The 17,349-nt window shown below is 51.8% G+C and carries 18 protein-coding genes; 13 read left to right on the forward strand and 5 right to left on the reverse strand.

The window, feature by feature from the left end:
- Positions 1-38 precede the first annotated feature (38 nt).
- Positions 39-377 (forward strand): hypothetical protein, encoded by a 339-nt coding sequence (locus tag Q7T66_RS07915; protein WP_304932793.1) that lies wholly within the window; start codon positions 39-41, stop codon positions 375-377.
- Between the two features lie 49 nt (positions 378-426).
- Here the strand turns inward: Q7T66_RS07915 and Q7T66_RS07920 are convergent, their stop codons facing one another.
- Both Q7T66_RS07920 and Q7T66_RS07925 read right to left on the reverse strand, forming a co-directional pair.
- The gene (locus Q7T66_RS07920; protein WP_304932794.1) at positions 427-1,512 is read right to left on the reverse strand and encodes a GGDEF domain-containing protein; all 1,086 of its coding nucleotides are present in this window, start codon (positions 1,510-1,512) and stop codon (positions 427-429) included.
- Positions 1,513-1,785: 273 nt separating this feature from the next.
- Entirely contained in the window at positions 1,786-2,787 is a 1,002-nt protein-coding gene (locus Q7T66_RS07925; RefSeq protein ID WP_304932891.1) for a serine/threonine protein kinase, read from the reverse strand.
- Between the two features lie 162 nt (positions 2,788-2,949).
- On the opposite strand from Q7T66_RS07925, the gene Q7T66_RS07930 reads away from it, so the two are divergent.
- The gene (locus tag Q7T66_RS07930) at positions 2,950-3,672 is read left to right on the forward strand and encodes a UPF0149 family protein (protein WP_304932795.1); all 723 of its coding nucleotides are present in this window, start codon (positions 2,950-2,952) and stop codon (positions 3,670-3,672) included.
- Between the two features lie 404 nt (positions 3,673-4,076).
- Here the strand turns inward: Q7T66_RS07930 and orn are convergent, their stop codons facing one another.
- Positions 4,077-4,661, reverse strand: a complete 585-nt coding sequence (orn, locus tag Q7T66_RS07935; RefSeq protein WP_304932796.1) for an oligoribonuclease — start codon at positions 4,659-4,661, stop codon at positions 4,077-4,079.
- Positions 4,662-4,711: 50 nt separating this feature from the next.
- Here orn and Q7T66_RS07940 point away from each other — a divergent pair, with 50 nt between their 5' ends.
- From Q7T66_RS07940 to Q7T66_RS07980, 9 genes are all read left to right on the forward strand, one after another.
- Entirely contained in the window at positions 4,712-5,968 is a 1,257-nt protein-coding gene (locus Q7T66_RS07940) for a M48 family metallopeptidase (RefSeq protein ID WP_304932797.1), read from the forward strand.
- Positions 5,969-5,979: 11 nt separating this feature from the next.
- Positions 5,980-6,330: a 4a-hydroxytetrahydrobiopterin dehydratase gene (locus Q7T66_RS07945; RefSeq protein WP_304932798.1), complete on the forward strand. Its 351-nt coding sequence runs from the start codon at positions 5,980-5,982 to the stop codon at positions 6,328-6,330.
- A gap of 3 nt (positions 6,331-6,333) precedes the next feature.
- Entirely contained in the window at positions 6,334-7,248 is a 915-nt protein-coding gene (gene rsgA, locus Q7T66_RS07950; protein ID WP_304932799.1) for a ribosome small subunit-dependent GTPase A, read from the forward strand.
- A gap of 107 nt (positions 7,249-7,355) precedes the next feature.
- Entirely contained in the window at positions 7,356-8,270 is a 915-nt protein-coding gene (gene argF / locus Q7T66_RS07955) for an ornithine carbamoyltransferase (protein ID WP_304932800.1), read from the forward strand.
- A gap of 62 nt (positions 8,271-8,332) precedes the next feature.
- A complete protein-coding gene (argG, locus tag Q7T66_RS07960) occupies positions 8,333-9,670 on the forward strand; it encodes an argininosuccinate synthase (protein ID WP_304932801.1) in 1,338 nt (445 codons plus the stop codon).
- A gap of 37 nt (positions 9,671-9,707) precedes the next feature.
- Complete coding sequence (locus Q7T66_RS07965) at positions 9,708-10,022, forward strand: pyrimidine/purine nucleoside phosphorylase (RefSeq protein ID WP_304932802.1); 315 nt, start codon at positions 9,708-9,710, stop codon at positions 10,020-10,022.
- A gap of 93 nt (positions 10,023-10,115) precedes the next feature.
- Positions 10,116-11,159 carry a tryptophan--tRNA ligase gene (gene trpS / locus Q7T66_RS07970; RefSeq protein ID WP_304932803.1) on the forward strand — a complete coding sequence of 348 codons (1,044 nt, stop codon included), beginning with the start codon at positions 10,116-10,118 and terminating at the stop codon, positions 11,157-11,159.
- Positions 11,160-11,416: 257 nt separating this feature from the next.
- Positions 11,417-13,075 carry a hydantoinase/oxoprolinase family protein gene (locus Q7T66_RS07975; RefSeq protein WP_304932804.1) on the forward strand — a complete coding sequence of 553 codons (1,659 nt, stop codon included), beginning with the start codon at positions 11,417-11,419 and terminating at the stop codon, positions 13,073-13,075.
- Between the two features lie 13 nt (positions 13,076-13,088).
- Positions 13,089-14,435: a histone deacetylase gene (locus Q7T66_RS07980; protein ID WP_304932805.1), complete on the forward strand. Its 1,347-nt coding sequence runs from the start codon at positions 13,089-13,091 to the stop codon at positions 14,433-14,435.
- Positions 14,436-14,532: 97 nt separating this feature from the next.
- Here the strand turns inward: Q7T66_RS07980 and Q7T66_RS07985 are convergent, their stop codons facing one another.
- Together Q7T66_RS07985 and murB are read right to left on the reverse strand one after the other, a co-directional pair.
- Entirely contained in the window at positions 14,533-14,847 is a 315-nt protein-coding gene (locus tag Q7T66_RS07985; RefSeq protein ID WP_304932806.1) for a DUF1294 domain-containing protein, read from the reverse strand.
- Positions 14,848-14,863: 16 nt separating this feature from the next.
- On the reverse strand, positions 14,864-15,892 hold the full coding sequence (gene murB / locus Q7T66_RS07990) for a UDP-N-acetylmuramate dehydrogenase (protein WP_304932807.1): 1,029 nt from the start codon (positions 15,890-15,892) through the stop codon (positions 14,864-14,866).
- A gap of 153 nt (positions 15,893-16,045) precedes the next feature.
- On the opposite strand from murB, the gene Q7T66_RS07995 reads away from it, so the two are divergent.
- Both Q7T66_RS07995 and Q7T66_RS08000 read left to right on the forward strand, forming a co-directional pair.
- The gene (locus Q7T66_RS07995) at positions 16,046-16,531 is read left to right on the forward strand and encodes a YajQ family cyclic di-GMP-binding protein (protein WP_304932808.1); all 486 of its coding nucleotides are present in this window, start codon (positions 16,046-16,048) and stop codon (positions 16,529-16,531) included.
- Positions 16,532-16,687: 156 nt separating this feature from the next.
- Positions 16,688-17,320: a TIGR02281 family clan AA aspartic protease gene (locus tag Q7T66_RS08000; RefSeq protein ID WP_304932809.1), complete on the forward strand. Its 633-nt coding sequence runs from the start codon at positions 16,688-16,690 to the stop codon at positions 17,318-17,320.
- Positions 17,321-17,349: the final 29 nt, after the last annotated feature.

Here is a 17,349-nt window from a genome sequence, read left to right on the forward strand (position 1 = left end):
AAGCCATATCATCCAACAAGGCTGGAAAGTATCAACACATGAACCAAATCCCTGAATCAAAAAAGAATCATTTGTGGCGTAAAACTGTTTGGCACACCGATCCGGAACAATTTCCGCTGGGCCCGCATCATTCGGTGGAAGTGTATTGCTGCGAAGAGTCGAACGGCTACGCTGTCTGGTATGCGCGTCGTCTGGCCAAAGATGACAGCAGAAATAGTGCGGGAGTTGAAAACGGCGATTACCTGCTGCATTACGTTGCGAAAACAAAGCGCGATGATGCGATTGAACAGGCGGTATTGCTGGCCAATAGCGATGCGTCCATCGACAAGGTAATTGCTACGCTAGACGGATTGGCAAAGACTGCGCAAAAAATTTAAGAATGGATAAGCGGTTTGTTTGAATCAGGTTTATAGACTGGTTCAGCTATTAAGCAATCGCTGGTTTTACCAAGGTGCGGAATTGATTTTTACCCGCAGCCTTGGCTTCATACATCAGACAGTCGGCACTGTTCAAGACGTCTTCATAAGTGCGCAAATCGGGATGTGGCAACACGCAAATCCCGACACTCGCGCCCAGCTTCAAATCCTTGCGCGCCAGTGGAATATCGGCAATCGCTCGCAGCATTTTAGCCACCACCGCCTCTGCACTTTTCTCATCAACGATATGGCGCAACAGCACGCCAAATTCATCGCCGCCCAGGCGCGCCACTTTGTCCGATATCCGCACGCAATGCGTCAAGGATTGCGCAACTTGCTGCAATATCTGATCGCCTGCCGCATGACCGCAGGCATCGTTAATCGCTTTGAATCCATCCAGATCCAGCAGCAAGACGGCATTCACTTCATTGGTGTCTGAGCCCGAGACAAAGAGTTCGTCCAGCACATGCGCAAAACCTGCACGATTCAATAATCCAGTCAGATAGTCGTGCTTGGTCGCTTCTTCAAAGTGCGCCGCGCGCAACTCAGACTCACGCTTTGCGAATTCCAGTTTCTGCACGAGTGCTACTACGTAAAGTGGCACCAGCACGTTCACCAAGACGATACCGCCAGCAACGGAAGGAATCGTGCTCCAATCGTCAGAACAGTAAAAAGCGATGGCCATCAGCGGGCCACCGATGATGGATGACAACCACGTATATCGTGTGCCGTAGCGCAAACCGCTGCCTATCGATCCGAGTGCAGGAACCCACGCCACCAGACCCGCTATAAACCCGGCCAGATACATGCCCAAGGCAGGCAAAGCCTGATCAAGTATTGCGGCGATTGTGCGACGTAGGGTGACGCCGATCAAAGAGAAACGGACGACGAAGATCCAGATAAACGCATAGGCGATGTAACCCGCTGCGCCTATCGCCACACTTTTGGAGACGCTGTGCCATTTAAAATGCCAGGCCAGCATCATGTATAGGCAAAACGGCGTGACGTTACACGCACGTAATTTGGCTTGCGCGAACTCGCTGGCGGCTTCGATTTTATTGCTCGACAGACTGCTGAACCAATGAAAAACATTCATATCAACTAGTCTAGTGGTGTGATTTTATGAAAGCGAATGTCGGGAATTTTGCTGAATTTTAAAACTTGCAAGAATGCTACTTCGTGCGAGCCACGCAGTGTGCCACAAGGGAAATCTCTTCACAATCGCGGCAATGTTTTGAGTCGAAGACATATAAGTTACACAACACATTTATACGCCAGCATCGCGAAAAAAGTGAATATTTTGTCGCAGCAAGGCACCTGTAAGCTTGATCGTATTCAGCTACCTAGCCAAGGTTTCAAGCCAAGCCGCTCAATCCCACAACGGCGCTTCATCCATCAACGCCACTTGCTCACGCAATTCCAGTATCCGATCTTGCCAATAACGTTGGGTGTTAAACCAAGGGAACGCCACCGGGAACGCCGGATCATCCCAACGTCGCGCCAACCACGCCGCATAGTGAATCAGACGCAGCGTGCGCAAGGCTTCGACCAAATGCAATTCACGCGTATCGAATTCGGCAAAGTCTTCGTAACCCGCCAGCAGGTCAGAAAACTGTCGCACCATATCGCGTCGCTCGCCGGATAACAGCATCCACAAATCCTGTATCGCCGGTCCGGTGCGGCTATCGTCAAAGTCGACAAAGTGCGGCCCGGCATCGGTCCACAATACATTTCCGATATGGCAATCACCATGCAGACGCAGATTTTTTACATCGCCAGCTCTATCGAAGCAACGGCGCACGCCATCGATCGCCTGCGCAATCACGCTGCGGTAGGCTTCCAGCAAATCAGGCGGAATGAAATTATTCGCCAGCAGATAATCACGCGGCTCTTCGCCGAATGTGACGATATTCAAAGCAGGTCTATGTTGATAAGGCTGCAAGGAACCGACCGCATGGATGCGCCCAATAAAGCGCCCCATCCATTCCAGCGTTGCCGGATCGTCAAGCTCCGGTGCACGACCACCATGTCGCGTGAAGACTGCGAAACGGAAGCCGGAAAATTCATGCAGCGTTTTACCATTCGCCAATGTCATCGCCGGCACGACCGGGATTTCTCGCTCGACCAGTTCCGCGACAAAGGCATGCTCTTCCAGAATCGCATCATCGCTCCAGCGCGCCGGTCTGTAGAACTTCGCAACCAGCGGCGGGCCGTCTTCAATACCGATTTGATAGACGCGATTTTCGTAACTATTCAGAGCGAGCAAGCGGCCATCGCTGTACAAACCGACGCTTTCCAGCGCATCGAGTACGCAATCGGGCGTGAGGTTCGTAAAAGATGGTGTCGAAGACAATGCAGGGGATTCATTCATCTGCGCATTGTACGGTGCAAGCACAATTTTCATCGACACGTTTCCGCTGGAACACAAGTCACTGGAATCCAAGTACAGCATCAGTGATTTCCGCAATCGCACTTAATTATGGCGCGTCATGCTGATACACTTCGGCTCTGCACATCCACAAAGAAACTCATCATGCATCTCGACCAGCCCCTCTCCGATAAAGAATTCGACGAACTCGATAAATTCCTGCTGTCCGATCGCACCGCCGACGACTGCATGGCGATGGACTCACTGCACGGCTATCTGACCGCACTCATCGTCGGCCCGGAAGAAGTCCCGCTGGCCGAATGGTTGCCTCACGTCTGGGGCGAAGATGCAGAAGCCATCCCAAAATTCAAGAACGACAAAGAATACGAACGCATCGTCGCGCTGATCGCCCGCTTCATGAACGAAATCGCCATCACGCTGGAAGTAGCACCTAAAGAATACGAACCGCTGTTCTGCGAACACGAGTGGGAAGGCAAACCGGTATTAGACGGCGAAGCCTGGGCCTGGGGTTTCAACCTAGGCATGAGCCTGCGCGCAGAAGCGTGGGAAGCTATCCAAACTTCAAACATTGCGCCGCTGATGCGTCCTATCTATTTGCTGGGCGCAGAGGAAATCGAAGAAGAAGAAATGGTATTGGTCGATAACCCGGTCAAATGCCACAAACTGACAATCGAAATCGAAGCCGCCATCCCAGAAATCCACAAGTTCTGGCTGCCACACCGCAAGTCAGCAGTGAAAACCGTACAGCGTGAAACGCCTAAGGTTGGCCGTAACGATGATTGCTCATGCGGTAGCGGGAAGAAATTCAAGAAGTGCTGTGGTGCTGAAACCAGTGCTGCGCCTGACGCTGAACCAAACGAAAAATAAAAGCGTTTAGTAAACGTAAACAAAAAAAGCTGCGTAAGTTGACGCAGCTTTTTTTGCATTAGAAGTAGCCGTTGCTTTTACCCGCTGTGACGCTGCCGTTTGTGCGGAGCAGAAAATGGGAAAAGAAGTGAACGTTGTTTGAGCGCAGCGAGTTTCGTTCGCTTCCCATTTTTTGATTGCACAAACGGGAACCCGAAGGGCAGCGGCTTGCGGTCGCCTTTTTTGGGTTACCTTTTTTGGCGAAGCAAAAAAGGTAACTAGCAGCCGGGCTACCCCCGGCATCTGCCCATCAACTATCAACAAACTTCAGCCCAAGCGCCGAACTCAAAAACAGAAATAAAAAAACGGACGCCACCATCGCATCCGTTCATCTCTTACCCCTTAAGGAATTACCATCAAGGAAATTACTCCTTAATGAAATGCTCCCGGTAATACCGCAACTCTTCAATCGACTCAATAATGTCAGCCAGCGCAGTATGCTTCTGATGTTTCTTGAAACCGCTAGCCAACTCAGGCTTCCAGCGCTTGCACAATTCCTTCAGTGTCGACACATCCAGATTGCGGTAGTGGAAGAATGCTTCCAGCTTAGGCATGCCACGCGCCATGAAGCGTCGATCCTGACAGATTGAATTGCCGCACATAGGCGATTTGCCTTTTGGTACGTAAGCCTTCAAAAATTCGATCAATGCATCTTCTGCCTGTGCTTCGGTCACGGTCGAGGCCTTGACGCGTTCGATCAAACCCGAACGGCCATGCGTGCCTTTGTTCCATGCATCCATGCCATCCAGCGCCTCATCCGATTGATGAATCGCGAACACTGGGCCTTCGCCGATAATGTTCAATTCCATGTCGGTTACCACTACTGCAACCTCGATGATGCGGTCGTTGTCCGGATCGAGCCCGGTCATTTCCATATCGAGCCAGACGAGATTGAACTCATTCGGGCGCGCAGGTGCGGTTGGTGGTGTTACTTCAGCAGCTTGTGACATAATTGTTTCCCTTAGACCGGCGTAATCCGTCATTTTCTCACAGGAAAAGAATGTCATCACTTGCGTTTACTGTTTTGTTTATCAGCTTCCTGCTTATTAGCCTGGTAGTTCGCTTCTGGCTGGCATCACGGCACATCCGCCACATTCTTGTCAATCGGGCTACAGTGCCTGCGCAATTTTCCGGTCAAATTTCGCTGGAAGCGCATCAGAAAGCCGCGGATTACTCGATTGCGAAAACCAAGTTTTCGCTTTTTATCGTGTTGCTGAATGCTGCGGTGCTGATCGGCTTTACGTTGATGGGCGGCTTGCAATGGCTGGCGAGCGCATCGTTTGATATTTTCGGTGACGGCTGGCGTTATCAGCTTGGTCTGGTGCTGGCATTTGCATTGATCTCTGGCCTGGTTGAATTGCCTTTTGATTACTTCCGCCAGTTTGTGCTGGAAGCGCGCTTCGGTTTTAACCGCATGTCGCCTGCGCTATTTTTTACCGATTTGTTTAAAAGTACCGTGTTGTCACTGGCGCTCGGCCTCAGTCTGGTGTGGGTCACCTTGATCTTGATGGAAAAAGCCGGGGCCTTGTGGTGGTTGTATGCGTGGGTCTTGTGGTGCGGCTTCCAGATGTTGATGCTGGTATTGGTGCCACTGTTCATCGCGCCGATGTTCAACAAATTCAAACCGCTGGAAGATGAAAGTCTGCGTACCCGGATTGAAAACCTGATGCAGCGCATCGGCTTTGCATCCAGCGGCTTGTTCGTGATGGATGGTTCGCGCCGCAGTGCGCATGGCAACGCTTATTTCTCAGGCTTTGGCGCCGCAAAACGCATCGTGTTTTTTGACACCTTGCTGGAACGTCTGGCACCACATGAAATTGAAGCGGTGCTGGCGCATGAGCTCGGCCACTTCAAACTCAAACATATCGTCAAACGCATTGCCGTCATGTTTGCGTCATCGCTGGTACTACTCGCGCTGCTCGGTTATTTGAAATCGCAAGCATGGTTTTATACTGGCCTGGGCGTGGAACCGATGATGGGCGCCAGCAATGATGCGATGGCGTTGATTTTGTTTGCGCTGGTGTTACCGGTTTTCTCCTTCCTGTTGTCTCCACTGACTTCGCTCAGTTCGCGCAAACATGAATTTGAGGCTGATGCCTTTGCTGCGAAGTACACCAATTCACAGGATCTGGTTTCGGCACTGGTCAAACTGTATGAAGACAATGCATCGACGCTAACGCCTGATCCATTGCACTCGGCGTTTTACGATTCGCATCCTCCAGCCAGTGTGCGTATCAACAAGCTACTGGCTATTTGAGTCAGCCCATCATGAGCAACGCTGCCGACTTACTCAAGCAAAAATGCCGTCATCAAGTGACGGCATTGAATGCAGAAGAAATCGCGCAGCGTTTGCAAGCTGTCTCCGCTTGGAAACTGCAGGATGAAAAAATCGTCAGGGAATTCATCTTCCCTGATTATTACGACACGCTCGCTTTTGTTAACGCGATCGCTTACGTCATCCACGCCGAAGATCACCATCCCGAATTAGTGATTACCTATAACCGCTGCATCGTCAAATTCAATACGCATTCCGTCAACGACGGCAAAGGCGGCTTGTCGGACAACGACTTTATTTGCGCGGCCAAATTGAATGCAGTCTTCGAACGATCGTTCGCTTAATTAATGACCAAACCTATAGCCGCACTTAAAGGCACTGTCACAGGCACTGTCATCGCAGCACATGGCCGACACTATCTAGTTCAAGCCGGCGAAAAAAAACTGCAATGCGTCACGCGCGGCAAGAAAAGCGATGTCGCTGTTGGTGACATCGTCAAACTCAATCTGACGTCCCCCAACCAAGGCGTGATCGAAGAAATCACTGAACGCAAAACGCTGCTGTATCGCTCTGACCAATACAAATCCAAATTACTGGCAGCCAACGTCACACAATTGTTTATCGTGGTGGCGACTGAGCCCGGATTTACCGATGACCTCGTCTCGCGCTCATTGGTCGCAGCCGAAGCGGCTGGCGTAGCCGTGCATATCATCTTGAATAAAATCGACGTCGTCGCCTCGCTGGAAAGAACCCGCAAGCGCGTCGCGCTGTATGGCGGCCTTGGTTATCCGGTGCATGAAGTCTCGGCCACCGCGCAGCCGGAAGAAACCGTCGCTGCGCTAATGCCTTTGCTCGAAGGCCAATCGACGATCCTGATCGGCCAATCCGGTATGGGCAAGTCGTCGATCATCAATTTGATTATTCCGGATGCAGATATTGCCGTGCGTGAAATCTCCGCAGCGCTCGATACCGGCAAACACACGACGACCTTCACGCGCCTGTACACGATGGATGAAAATACTTCCATCATTGATTCGCCGGGCTTCCAGGAATTTGGTCTGTATCAATTGACCGAAGGCATGCTGGAGCGCGCTTTCCCAGAGTTCGAACAATATCTGGGCAAGTGCAAATTTTATAATTGCCATCATTCCAATGAGCCGGAATGCGCGATCCGCACAGCGGTGGCAGCCGGCGATATCGCACCGATGCGGCACGCCTTGTACCTGCAGTTATTGCATGAATCATCACAGAAGCTTTATTGAAACCATGCAAGCGCCACTGCGGGTGGCTTTTTCGGGTCAAAATCCCTTATAATTGAAGCAGTTACAACATTCGGCGGCAGGCGGCAACCTAGTCGCCGTTTTCAATTATGGCAATCAAACACTTTCTGCAGTTTTCCGATTTGACGCTGGACGAATTCGATTACTTGATCGAACGTACCCGCATAATCAAAAGTAAATTCAAGAACTACGAGCCCTACCATCCACTGGCTGATCGTACGCTGGTGATGGTGTTCGAAAAAAATTCCACCCGTACCCGCTTGTCGTTTGAAGCGGGCATGCATCAGCTGGGCGGTGCCGCTATTCACCTTGCCACACGCGACAGCCAACTCGGCCGCGGTGAACCGGTAGAAGACGCCGCGCAAGTGATGTCACGCATGTGCGACGTCATCATGATCCGTACTTTCGGCCAGGAAATCATCGAGCGCTTTGCTGCGAATTCGCGCGTGTCGGTGATCAATGGCTTGACCAATGAACATCATCCTTGCCAGGTGCTGGCCGACGTATTCACTTACATCGAGCACCGTGGCTCGATCAAGGGCAAGACAGTTGCGTGGGTAGGCGACGCCAACAACATGCTGTACTCGTGGTTGCAAGCCGCGGAAGTTTTCGACTTCCACGTTCAGGTTTCCACACCGCGCGGCTACGATATCGATCCGAGTCTGGTTGCGCCCGGCAATACGCATTACACCGTACATGCAACGCCGACTGACGCCTGCACAGGCGCACATCTGGTCACGACTGACGTCTGGACCAGCATGGGCTTTGAGGAAGAAAACGCCGCACGTTTGAAAGCATTCGATGGCTGGATCGTCGATGCCGCCAAAATGCAGCGCGCACAACCTGACGCATTGTTCATGCACTGCCTGCCGGCGCATCGCGGCGAAGAAGTTTCAGCCGAAGTGATAGACGGACCGCAATCGGTGGTCTGGGAAGAAGCGGAAAATCGTTTGCACGTGCAAAAAGCGTTGCTCGAATATCTGGTCCTCGGCAAGCTCAATTAATTTTAGCTTCAGTTTTATTTAAATTTAATCCACATTCATTTCAAGTACGCGAAGCGAACACCATGTCGAATATTCTCCAATCTGTTCCAGTGAATCAAAAAGTAGGTATCGCATTTTCCGGCGGCCTCGACACCAGCGCAGCCTTGCACTGGATGCGTCAAAAAGGCGCGATCCCTTACGCATACACGGCAAATTTGGGTCAGCCTGACGAAACCGATTACAACGCGATTCCAGAAAAAGCAAAAGCATACGGCGCTGAACTCGCGCGCCTGATCGATTGCCGCGAACAACTGGTGGCTGAAGGTATCGCGGCATTGCAAAGCGGCGCATTCCACATCTCGACCGCAGGCGTTACTTACTTCAACACGACACCACTCGGTCGCGCTGTCACCGGCACCATGCTGGTCGCCGCGATGAAAGAAGACAACGTTGATATCTGGGGCGATGGCAGCACGTTCAAAGGCAACGACATCGAGCGCTTCTATCGCTACGGCTTGTTGATGAATCCAGCGCTGCGCATTTACAAACCTTGGTTAGACGATGCCTTCATCAATGAACTCGGCGGCCGCAAGGAAATGTCCGAATTTCTGGTCAAGTCCGGCTTCGACTACAAGATGTCGACTGAAAAAGCTTACTCGACAGACTCCAACATTCTGGGCGCAACGCATGAAGCGAAAGACCTCGAGTTCCTGAACACAGGCATGAAGATTGTCGAGCCAATCATGGGCGTGGCATTCTGGCGCGATGACGTCGAAGTTAAACGCGAAGAAGTCACCGTCCGTTTTGAAGAAGGTCGTCCTGTTGCATTGAACGGCGTGGTCTACACCGACCTGGTCGAACTGATGCTGGAAGCCAATCGCATCGGCGGCCGTCACGGCCTCGGCATGAGCGATCAAATCGAAAACCGCATCATCGAAGCGAAGAGCCGCGGCATTTACGAAGCGCCAGGTTTGGCGCTGTTGTTCATCGCTTACGAACGCCTGATTACCGGCATCCACAACGAAGACACCATAGAGCAATACCGCGAAAGTGGCCGTCGCCTCGGTCGCCTGTTGTATCAAGGTCGCTGGTTCGATCCTCAAGCCATCATGTTGCGTGAAGCTGCACAACGCTGGGTCGCACGCGCGGTCACCGGTGAAGTAACGATCGAACTGCGTCGCGGCAACGATTACTCGATTCTGAATACCGTGTCGGAGAATCTGACCTACGCGCCAGAACGTCTCTCGATGGAAAAAGTGGAAGACGCACCGTTCTCGCCAGCGGATCGTATCGGTCAATTGACGATGCGCAATCTGGACATCACAGACACCCGTCAAAAACTCGGTATCTACAGCAAAGTTGGTCTGTTGACTGGCAACTCGTCGGTTGCGTTGCCAAGCTTTGAAAAAGACAAGAAATAAGAAACGAATAATTCCTTCAAACTTAAACTTACAGATCATGACTACTCAATTCGATAATGTTTCCGTCGTCAAAAAAGCCAACATTTATTTCGATGGCAAATGCGTATCGCACACAGTTTTATTTGCTGACGGCACCAAGAAAACCATAGGTATCATTTTTCCATCGACGTTGAAATTCAACACCGGCGCTGCGGAAATCATGGAACTGAATGCAGGCAAATGCCGCATTCGTCTGGCGGATGCAACTGAGTGGAATACCTACGAAGGCGGTCAGCAATTCGAAGTGCCGGCAAATTCGAGCTTCGATATTGAAACGGTAGAAACACTCGATTACGTTTGCCACTTCATCTAAAAACGTAAACACGCCACAACGACAAAGACCGGATAAGCCAACCGGTCTTTGTGTTTTTTTGCAGACCGCATTGCCGAATATCACGGAGTAACCATGTCTTCGAACGCCCCATCGGCGCCAGCCGCGCAACCTACTTCCCGCGCTATCGTCCTTACCGGCGACCGCCCAACCGGTCCCTTGCATCTCGGCCATTACATCGGCTCGCTGAAATCTCGCGTCGAACTGCAAGAGACAGCACAGCAATTCATTCTGCTGGCCGATACGCAAGCCATGACAGATAACGTCGGCCGTCATCAACGCGTCACCGAGAACGTACTCGAAGTCGCGCTCGATTATCTTGCCGTTGGTATCGACCCTACCAAGTCCACGATTTTCATTCAGTCGCAAATTCCTGAGCTGTATGAACTGTCGATGGTGTTGCTGAATCTGGTGACGGTGTCACGCCTGGAGCGCAATCCGACTATCAAGGAAGAAATCCGCTTGCGCGGTTTTGAGCGTGACATTCCGGCCGGCTTCCTGACCTATCCGGTCAGCCAGGCAGCGGACATCACCGCTTTCAAAGCGACACTGGTACCGGTCGGTAACGACCAGTTGCCGATGATCGAGCAAACCAATGAGCTGGTGCGCAAATTCAACAGCGTGGTCGGCAAAGAAATTTTGGTCGAATGCAAGGAACTGCTGTCAGCAACCAGCCGCCTACCCGGCATCGATGGCAAGGCCAAGATGAGCAAGTCGCTCGGCAATTCGATTCCGCTCGGCGCTACCGCTGCAGAGATCAAGAAGGCCGTCAATGCCATGTACACCGACCCGAATCACCTGAAGGTGGAAGATCCAGGCCAGGTCGACGGCAATGTGGTGTTTGCCTTCCTCGACGCCTTCGACAACGACAAGGCCGCCGTAGAAGAACTGAAAGCGCATTATCGTCGTGGTGGTCTGGGCGACAGCGTTGTGAAGCGTCGTCTCGAAGCACAACTTCAAGCCATGATCGAACCGATACGCACCCGCCGTGAAGCGTTTGCACAAGACAAAGGCGAAGTGCTGGCCATGCTCAAAAACGGTACCGAGCGTGCCCGTGCAGTCGCAGCGAAAACCTTGTCGGAAGTGAACGCGGCGCTGGGCCTCAACTACTTCGATTGAGACATGGCGTTGCACAATCATCTGACTGAATAGAGAAAAGCCCGGCTTCGTCATGATGCTGGGCTTTTTTTCAAGGACAAAACGTCTGGTTCAGATAGAAGATTCTGCAATGCGAATTCTGCGACCGAGTATGGACGGCCTCACCTGCATTCCACCATAATGGTGTTTTGAAAATCAGCTGATATTTGCTGATTTGAGTTGATTCATATATTGGACTGTTGCTCGTAACAGCCCTCTGTCTACCAGGAAAGAAAAGCATGATCCTTGGAATTGATGTCGGCGGCACACATACCGATTCGGTATTGATGCAGAACCGCAAAATCATTCGTAAGTCAAAAGTCCTGACCGACAAAAACGATATCCTGGGTTGCGTGATGCGCGCGACGCAAGCTGTCGTGACCGCAGACGATATTAAACAGCTGAAGCGCATCGTGCTCAGCACGACGATTTCCACCAATGCAGTTGCGCAGAACCAGCTTGATCCGGTCGGTCTAATCGTCATGAATGGACCTGGCGTTTCGCCCAGGGATTTGCCGCTCGCAGACCAAACGCAATTGATCGCGGGTTACATGAATCATCGCGGGATTGAAGCGGAAGCCATTGAGGACGACGAACTCGAAGCGTTGAAGCAACAGTTCGCCAAAGACAAAATCGAACACCTTGCGATCATCGGCAAATTCTCGACACGCAATCCGGTGCATGAGCAGGAAGTGGGCGCATTCTTTGACAGTCAGGCCGCGCACGTCTCACTCGGCCATCACCAATCCGGCGTGCTGAATTTCCCGCGTCGCATAGCGACCACTTACCTGAATGCCGCGATCTGGAGCCTGCACAGCCGCATGGTCGATCAACTGGCCAGCTATCTGCAAGAACTCGGCGTAGATGTACCGCTGTTTATTTTGAAGGCGGACGGCGGCACTATCGGCGTCCAGCAATCGCGTAACTATCCGGTGCAAACGATTTTGTCGGGACCAGCTGCAACTATCATGGGCGTGCTGCCGTTCGTTTCATCTACGCAGGATTCCGTATCAATCGACATCGGCGGCACGACGACCGACATCGCATTGTTCGCTGATGGCGCACCTTTACTGGAACCGAAAGGCGTGGAGATCGAAGGACACAAAACCTTGATCCGCGGTTTGCTGACGCATTCGATGGCGCTCGGTGGCGACAGTCATGTTCAGCTTGTGAATGGCGCATTGCAAATCGGCCCAGAGCGCAAAGGTTCGGCTATGGCATTCGATGGTCCGGTACCGACGCCTACCGATGCGCTGATCGTGCTCGGTCTGGCCGATATCGGCGACAAGGCCAAGGCATTACGTGCGATGGAAAGTCTGGCTGATATTTTGCAGCAAACGCCTGAGCAAGTTGCGAAAGCAATCGTGGATAGCATGTGCGCCAGCATCGCCGCCAAAGTCACGCAGATGGTTAGCGAGGTCAATAGCAAACCGGTTTACACTATTCACGAACTGCTGGAAGGTAAAACGCTGCACCCGCAGCAATTGATCGCAGTCGGTGGACCAGCGCCCTATCTTGCCAAACAAGTCGGCGAACTGTTGCAACTGCCTGCAGTCGTGCCGGAGAACTCAGACGTCATCAATGCCAGCGGTGCAGCGATGGCGCGCACCACAGTCGAATTGAATTTGCTGGCCGACACGGAATCGCAGCAGCTTAGTTTTGCTGAAGATGGCCGCAAGGTAAAAATTTCGTCGCGCGCGACCGTCGACGATATCGTCGCGATTGGTCAGGAACGTTTGCTTGAAATCGCCAGAGCCGCAGGTGCACGCGATGAAGATCTTGAAGTGGAAGTCGCCGACTGCCAGTCATTCAATGTCATTCACGGCTATGCAACCACCGGCAAGAATATCCGTGTCCGCTTGCAGATCAAACCCGGTTTGATCAAGCATGAAGCATAAGAGCGAGCAAAGCATGAGCAAGAACAAATCTGAGGAAAACATCGTGAAGAAAAACACAGGATTGGTATTTTTCCCGGCATTCGATTATGCGATTTCGCCTACGCATCCGGAACGCGAAGAACGCCTTTTGTACACGCAAGATCAAGTGTTTGAAGAAGGTTTGCTGGACTTCGACAACATCAAGGAATTCAAACCCGGCGTTGCCACCGCTGAAGATATTCAGCGCGTGCATTTCTGCGTGCCGGGCATTGATGAAATCGTGCATGCATCGCATTTGATCGCGGTCGGCGGTTGCATCACTGCAGCCGACAAAGTACTAACCAAGGAAGTCGATAACGCGTTTGCGCTGGTGCGCCCTTGCGGCCATCACTCATTCCGCGTCGTGCATGGCAGCCGTGGCTTTTGCACGTTGAACATGGAAGCGATCATGGTTGAGTACATCCGCCACAAATACGGCGTGAAGAAAATCGCGATTGTCGATACCGATTGCCATCACGGCGATGGTTCACAGGACATCTTCTGGCACGATCCGAACACGCTGTTCATATCGATGCATCAGGATGGCCGCACGCTATATCCAGGCTCAGGCTTCCCGGATGAACTGGGTGGGCCGAATGCGTTTGGCGCGACGATCAACTTGCCTATGCCGCCGGATACATGCGAAGAAGGTTTCTTGTACGTGCTGGATGAAATCGTGATGCCTATCGTGAATGAGTTCAAACCGGATCTGATCATCAATTCTGCCGGCCAGGATAATCACTATTCCGATCCGATCACGAACATGAAATTTACTGCACATGGTTACGCAGTTCTCAACCAGCGACTCGCACCGGATCTGGCTGTACTCGAAGGAGGCTACTCGATAGAAACCGCTCTGCCCTACATCAACACCGGCATTATTTTGGCGATGGCAGGCATGGATTTCAGCCACATTCAGGAACCTGATTACGACGCGGAAAGCCAGAAACAGCCGCCCGCTATTACGGCTTATCTGAAGAAATTGAAGGACGCGACATTCCAACACTGGAATAATCGCCATGCGCTACGCGATCAGGTCTACCCTGATCAAGAGTTCCACAAGCGCAATTTCAGCGTGTATTACGACACCGATGGCATACACGAAAGCATCAATGAAACCGTGCGTTCCTGTAAAGATTGTGGCGGCACCGTCGTCATCGATTCGCGCTGCGACGAAACACACAATCACATTCTGGCCGTGCAGATTCCACGCTATACCTGCGCACCATGCCGCAGCTACGGCGAAGAACAATTCGATAAAGCAAAAGTTGGGCGCGAAGCTGGACGTTATACGCAGGTGTTCTTGCAAGACAAGGACAACGATCGTTATTTGTCCAAGTAAGAGGCTTTAAATAATGTGGATACAGTGCCGGCTCAGCCTGAGTCGGTACTGTTAATTATGACGGTTTAGAAGTTAGTACAAGCGCGTATAAATTGCTTCAGCCATTACCCAGCGCATGCAGCGTATCCCTGCCGTAAGGCGACAGTAGCCACGCTACACAAGCACAATGCAGTAGCACCGTTATCCAGTAAATACGCCGAAATGAAGCTTTGCTGGTTTTATGTCGCAGAAAATTTTGCGCCAACCATCCTCCAGGCCAACCACCAAGAAAATCCAGTATGTGCAGATTGCTTTCGCTAATCCGCCATTCACCCTTGCGCGCCGCCGATTTATCAATCGCATACGCGGCAAAGCTCAGCAAGCTGAGCACGAAATAGCTACCCAGTACCGGCAATAAAATTTTCGACTCCATTATTTGGTCCTGAGTATCAAAGAAAGATTGGTTCGGGTTCGAGTTGCACATCGAAGCGTTGCGCCACATCGGCCTGTATAGCCGCAGCGAGTTGCGCAATGTCTGCGCCGCTCGCACCGCCGCGATTCACCAGCACGAGTGCCTGATTTTCATAGACGCCAGCAGCACCGGCGCTCTTGCCCTTCCAGCCGCATTGATCGATCAGCCAACCTGCAGCGAGTTTGACGCTACCATCCGGTTGCGCGTAGTTCACCAGCTGCGGATAAGTCGCGAGCAGCGCGTCACGTTGCAATGGAGTGACGACTGGGTTTTTGAAAAAACTTCCGGCATTGCCTATCACTGCGGGGTCAGGCAATTTGCGTGTGCGGATCGCAATCACTGCCGCGCCTATGTCTTGCGCGGTCGGCTCTGTAATCTTGCGCGCCGCCAGTTCCTGTGTGACATCGGCATAACGAATTGCGGATTGCCATTTTTTAGGCAAGGCAAAGGTCACATCCAGCACGACTGCTCTATCGCGCAAACGATGTTTGAATACGCTATCGCGATAGCCAAACATGCAGGCAGCTTTATCCAGCGTAGTTTGCTCGCCGGTTTCAAAATCAAACAAGGTCAGTGTATGAAAACGGTCTTTGATTTCTATACCGTAAGCACCGATATTCTGGATAGGCGCAGCGCCAACGCTACCGGGAATCAGTGAGAGGTTTTCGAGACCACCAAGATTATGCTGCAAGGTCCATTGCACAAACTGATGCCAGTTTTCGCCAGCGGCGGCACGTACGTAAGTTGCATCTTCGTCTTCGCCGACGATTTCGATTCCCTTGATTTCCATATGCAAAACCAGGCCGGGGAAATCCTTGGTCAACAGAATGTTGCTGCCGCCGCCCAATACGAGGCGCGGCATTGCAGCCAGCGTGGCATCACTTTTAACATCAACCAACATAGCGGCGGACGTAATCGGCAGATACGCATGCGCGTTTGCTTCCACCCCGAAGGTGTTATGGTTGCGCAGGGAAAAATCGTACTGAATCGGTAGAGAATGAGCCATAGTGGGCGATTATAATCGCTGCTCACCATCGGCAGGCTAGCCCCTCGGTTTTTTGTCCGTTAGAATGACGGACGAATCGTATGCACAATCTGAATTAACATCTGGCATGTCGCAGGCATCTGCCGCGCACCAGGCAATAAAAGGAAAATCATCATGCCGTCTTTTGATACCGTCTCTGAAGCCAATATGGTCGAAGTAAAAAATGCTGTCGACCAGGCAGGAAAAGAAATCACCACGCGTTTCGATTTCAAAGGCAGCGATGCCCGCGTAGAGCAAAAGGATCGTGATCTGACTGCGTATGCAGATTCGGAATTTCAGTTGAATCAAGTATTGGACGTGCTGACCAACAAATTGGTCAAACGCAATGTCGATGTACGCTTCCTCGATCGCGGCAAGATTGAAAAAATCGGCGGCGACAAGGTCAAGCAAGTCGTCAAGATCAAGAACGGTATCGAAACCGAAGCTGCCAAGAAAATCGTGCGCATCCTCAAAGACAGCAAGATGAAAGTGCAAGCCAGCATCCAGGGCGATGCAGTGCGCGTCACCGGCGCCAAGCGCGACGACTTGCAAGATGCAATGGCCTTGTTGCGCAAGGAAGTTGCCGATCTGCCGTTGGAATTTAATAACTTCCGTGACTAAGACATAACTACGCTGGGTGAATCGGCTCGTAATTTCTCTGGGCCGGCATTTCAATCTCAAGTTTGGCGGTTTGTTGCGATTCCGCCTGTTCGCGTTTCTTTCCAAATCGCCGACGTTTCATGACAGAATCATTGTTTTCATACAACGATATCTGCCATGAAACGATCGCTGCTCGCATCTCTCTTTTGCTGCATCGCGCTGCAGGCTCAGGCCGCAGATATTAGCGTGATTGGCCTATTCCCCGGCAAAGCTGTACTGGTAATCGATGGCGGCTCGCCCAAGACTTATTCAGTCGGTAACACGGTGACTTCCGGCATCAAGCTGGTCGATGTCAACGAAACCACGGCCACCTTCGATGCCAGTGGCAAAAAGCAAAAAATTGATATTGGTGGGCACGTGAATCGCGTCGTGCCTTCGGCCGGGTCCAGTGTGACTTTGCAAGCCGATTCGCGAGGACATTTCATGGTGCAAGGACAGATCAATGGCGGCGTGGCACGCATGCTGGTGGATACCGGTGCCACGTTGGTGGCAATCCCGGCAGCAGATGCAATCCGTATGGGCATCGATTACAAAAAAGGACAACCTGGATACGTGAATACAGCAAACGGCGTGGCGCCCGTTTATCAGGTAAGACTGAATTCTGTGAAAGTTGGAGATATAGTCTTGAATCAAGTTGACGGTTTGGTTCAGGAAAGTGGTTTGCCGTTTATCCTGCTCGGGATGTCTTTCTTGAGTCGTACTGAAATGCGACGCGACGGCGATCAGATGGTATTGACGAAGCGCTACTAGTCATCATCAGGTAATAAAAAAACGGGCAC

It is taken from the genome of Herminiimonas sp., from assembly GCF_030655415.1.

Excerpts from the sequence above, each read along its gene's own strand:
- Q7T66_RS07945 (WP_304932798.1), top strand. The coding sequence starts at position 5,980 with ATGAGCAACGCTGCCGACTTACTCAAGCAAAAATGCCGTCATCAAGTG.
- Q7T66_RS07995 (WP_304932808.1), top strand. The coding sequence starts at position 16,046 with ATGCCGTCTTTTGATACCGTCTCTGAAGCCAATATGGTCGAAGTAAAA.
- Q7T66_RS07965 (WP_304932802.1), top strand. The coding sequence starts at position 9,708 with ATGACTACTCAATTCGATAATGTTTCCGTCGTCAAAAAAGCCAACATT.
- Q7T66_RS07920 (WP_304932794.1), bottom strand. The coding sequence starts at position 1,512 with ATGAATGTTTTTCATTGGTTCAGCAGTCTGTCGAGCAATAAAATCGAA.
- murB (WP_304932807.1), bottom strand. The coding sequence starts at position 15,892 with ATGGCTCATTCTCTACCGATTCAGTACGATTTTTCCCTGCGCAACCAT.
- Q7T66_RS07985 (WP_304932806.1), bottom strand. The coding sequence starts at position 14,847 with ATGGAGTCGAAAATTTTATTGCCGGTACTGGGTAGCTATTTCGTGCTC.
- trpS (WP_304932803.1), top strand. The coding sequence starts at position 10,116 with ATGTCTTCGAACGCCCCATCGGCGCCAGCCGCGCAACCTACTTCCCGC.
- argF (WP_304932800.1), top strand. The coding sequence starts at position 7,356 with ATGGCAATCAAACACTTTCTGCAGTTTTCCGATTTGACGCTGGACGAA.
- Q7T66_RS07930 (WP_304932795.1), top strand. The coding sequence starts at position 2,950 with ATGCATCTCGACCAGCCCCTCTCCGATAAAGAATTCGACGAACTCGAT.
- Q7T66_RS07980 (WP_304932805.1), top strand. The coding sequence starts at position 13,089 with ATGAGCAAGAACAAATCTGAGGAAAACATCGTGAAGAAAAACACAGGA.
- orn (WP_304932796.1), bottom strand. The coding sequence starts at position 4,661 with ATGTCACAAGCTGCTGAAGTAACACCACCAACCGCACCTGCGCGCCCG.
- Q7T66_RS07940 (WP_304932797.1), top strand. The coding sequence starts at position 4,712 with ATGTCATCACTTGCGTTTACTGTTTTGTTTATCAGCTTCCTGCTTATT.
- Q7T66_RS07925 (WP_304932891.1), bottom strand. The coding sequence starts at position 2,787 with ATGAATGAATCCCCTGCATTGTCTTCGACACCATCTTTTACGAACCTC.
- Q7T66_RS07915 (WP_304932793.1), top strand. The coding sequence starts at position 39 with ATGAACCAAATCCCTGAATCAAAAAAGAATCATTTGTGGCGTAAAACT.
- Q7T66_RS07975 (WP_304932804.1), top strand. The coding sequence starts at position 11,417 with ATGATCCTTGGAATTGATGTCGGCGGCACACATACCGATTCGGTATTG.
- rsgA (WP_304932799.1), top strand. The coding sequence starts at position 6,334 with ATGACCAAACCTATAGCCGCACTTAAAGGCACTGTCACAGGCACTGTC.
- argG (WP_304932801.1), top strand. The coding sequence starts at position 8,333 with ATGTCGAATATTCTCCAATCTGTTCCAGTGAATCAAAAAGTAGGTATC.
- Q7T66_RS08000 (WP_304932809.1), top strand. The coding sequence starts at position 16,688 with ATGAAACGATCGCTGCTCGCATCTCTCTTTTGCTGCATCGCGCTGCAG.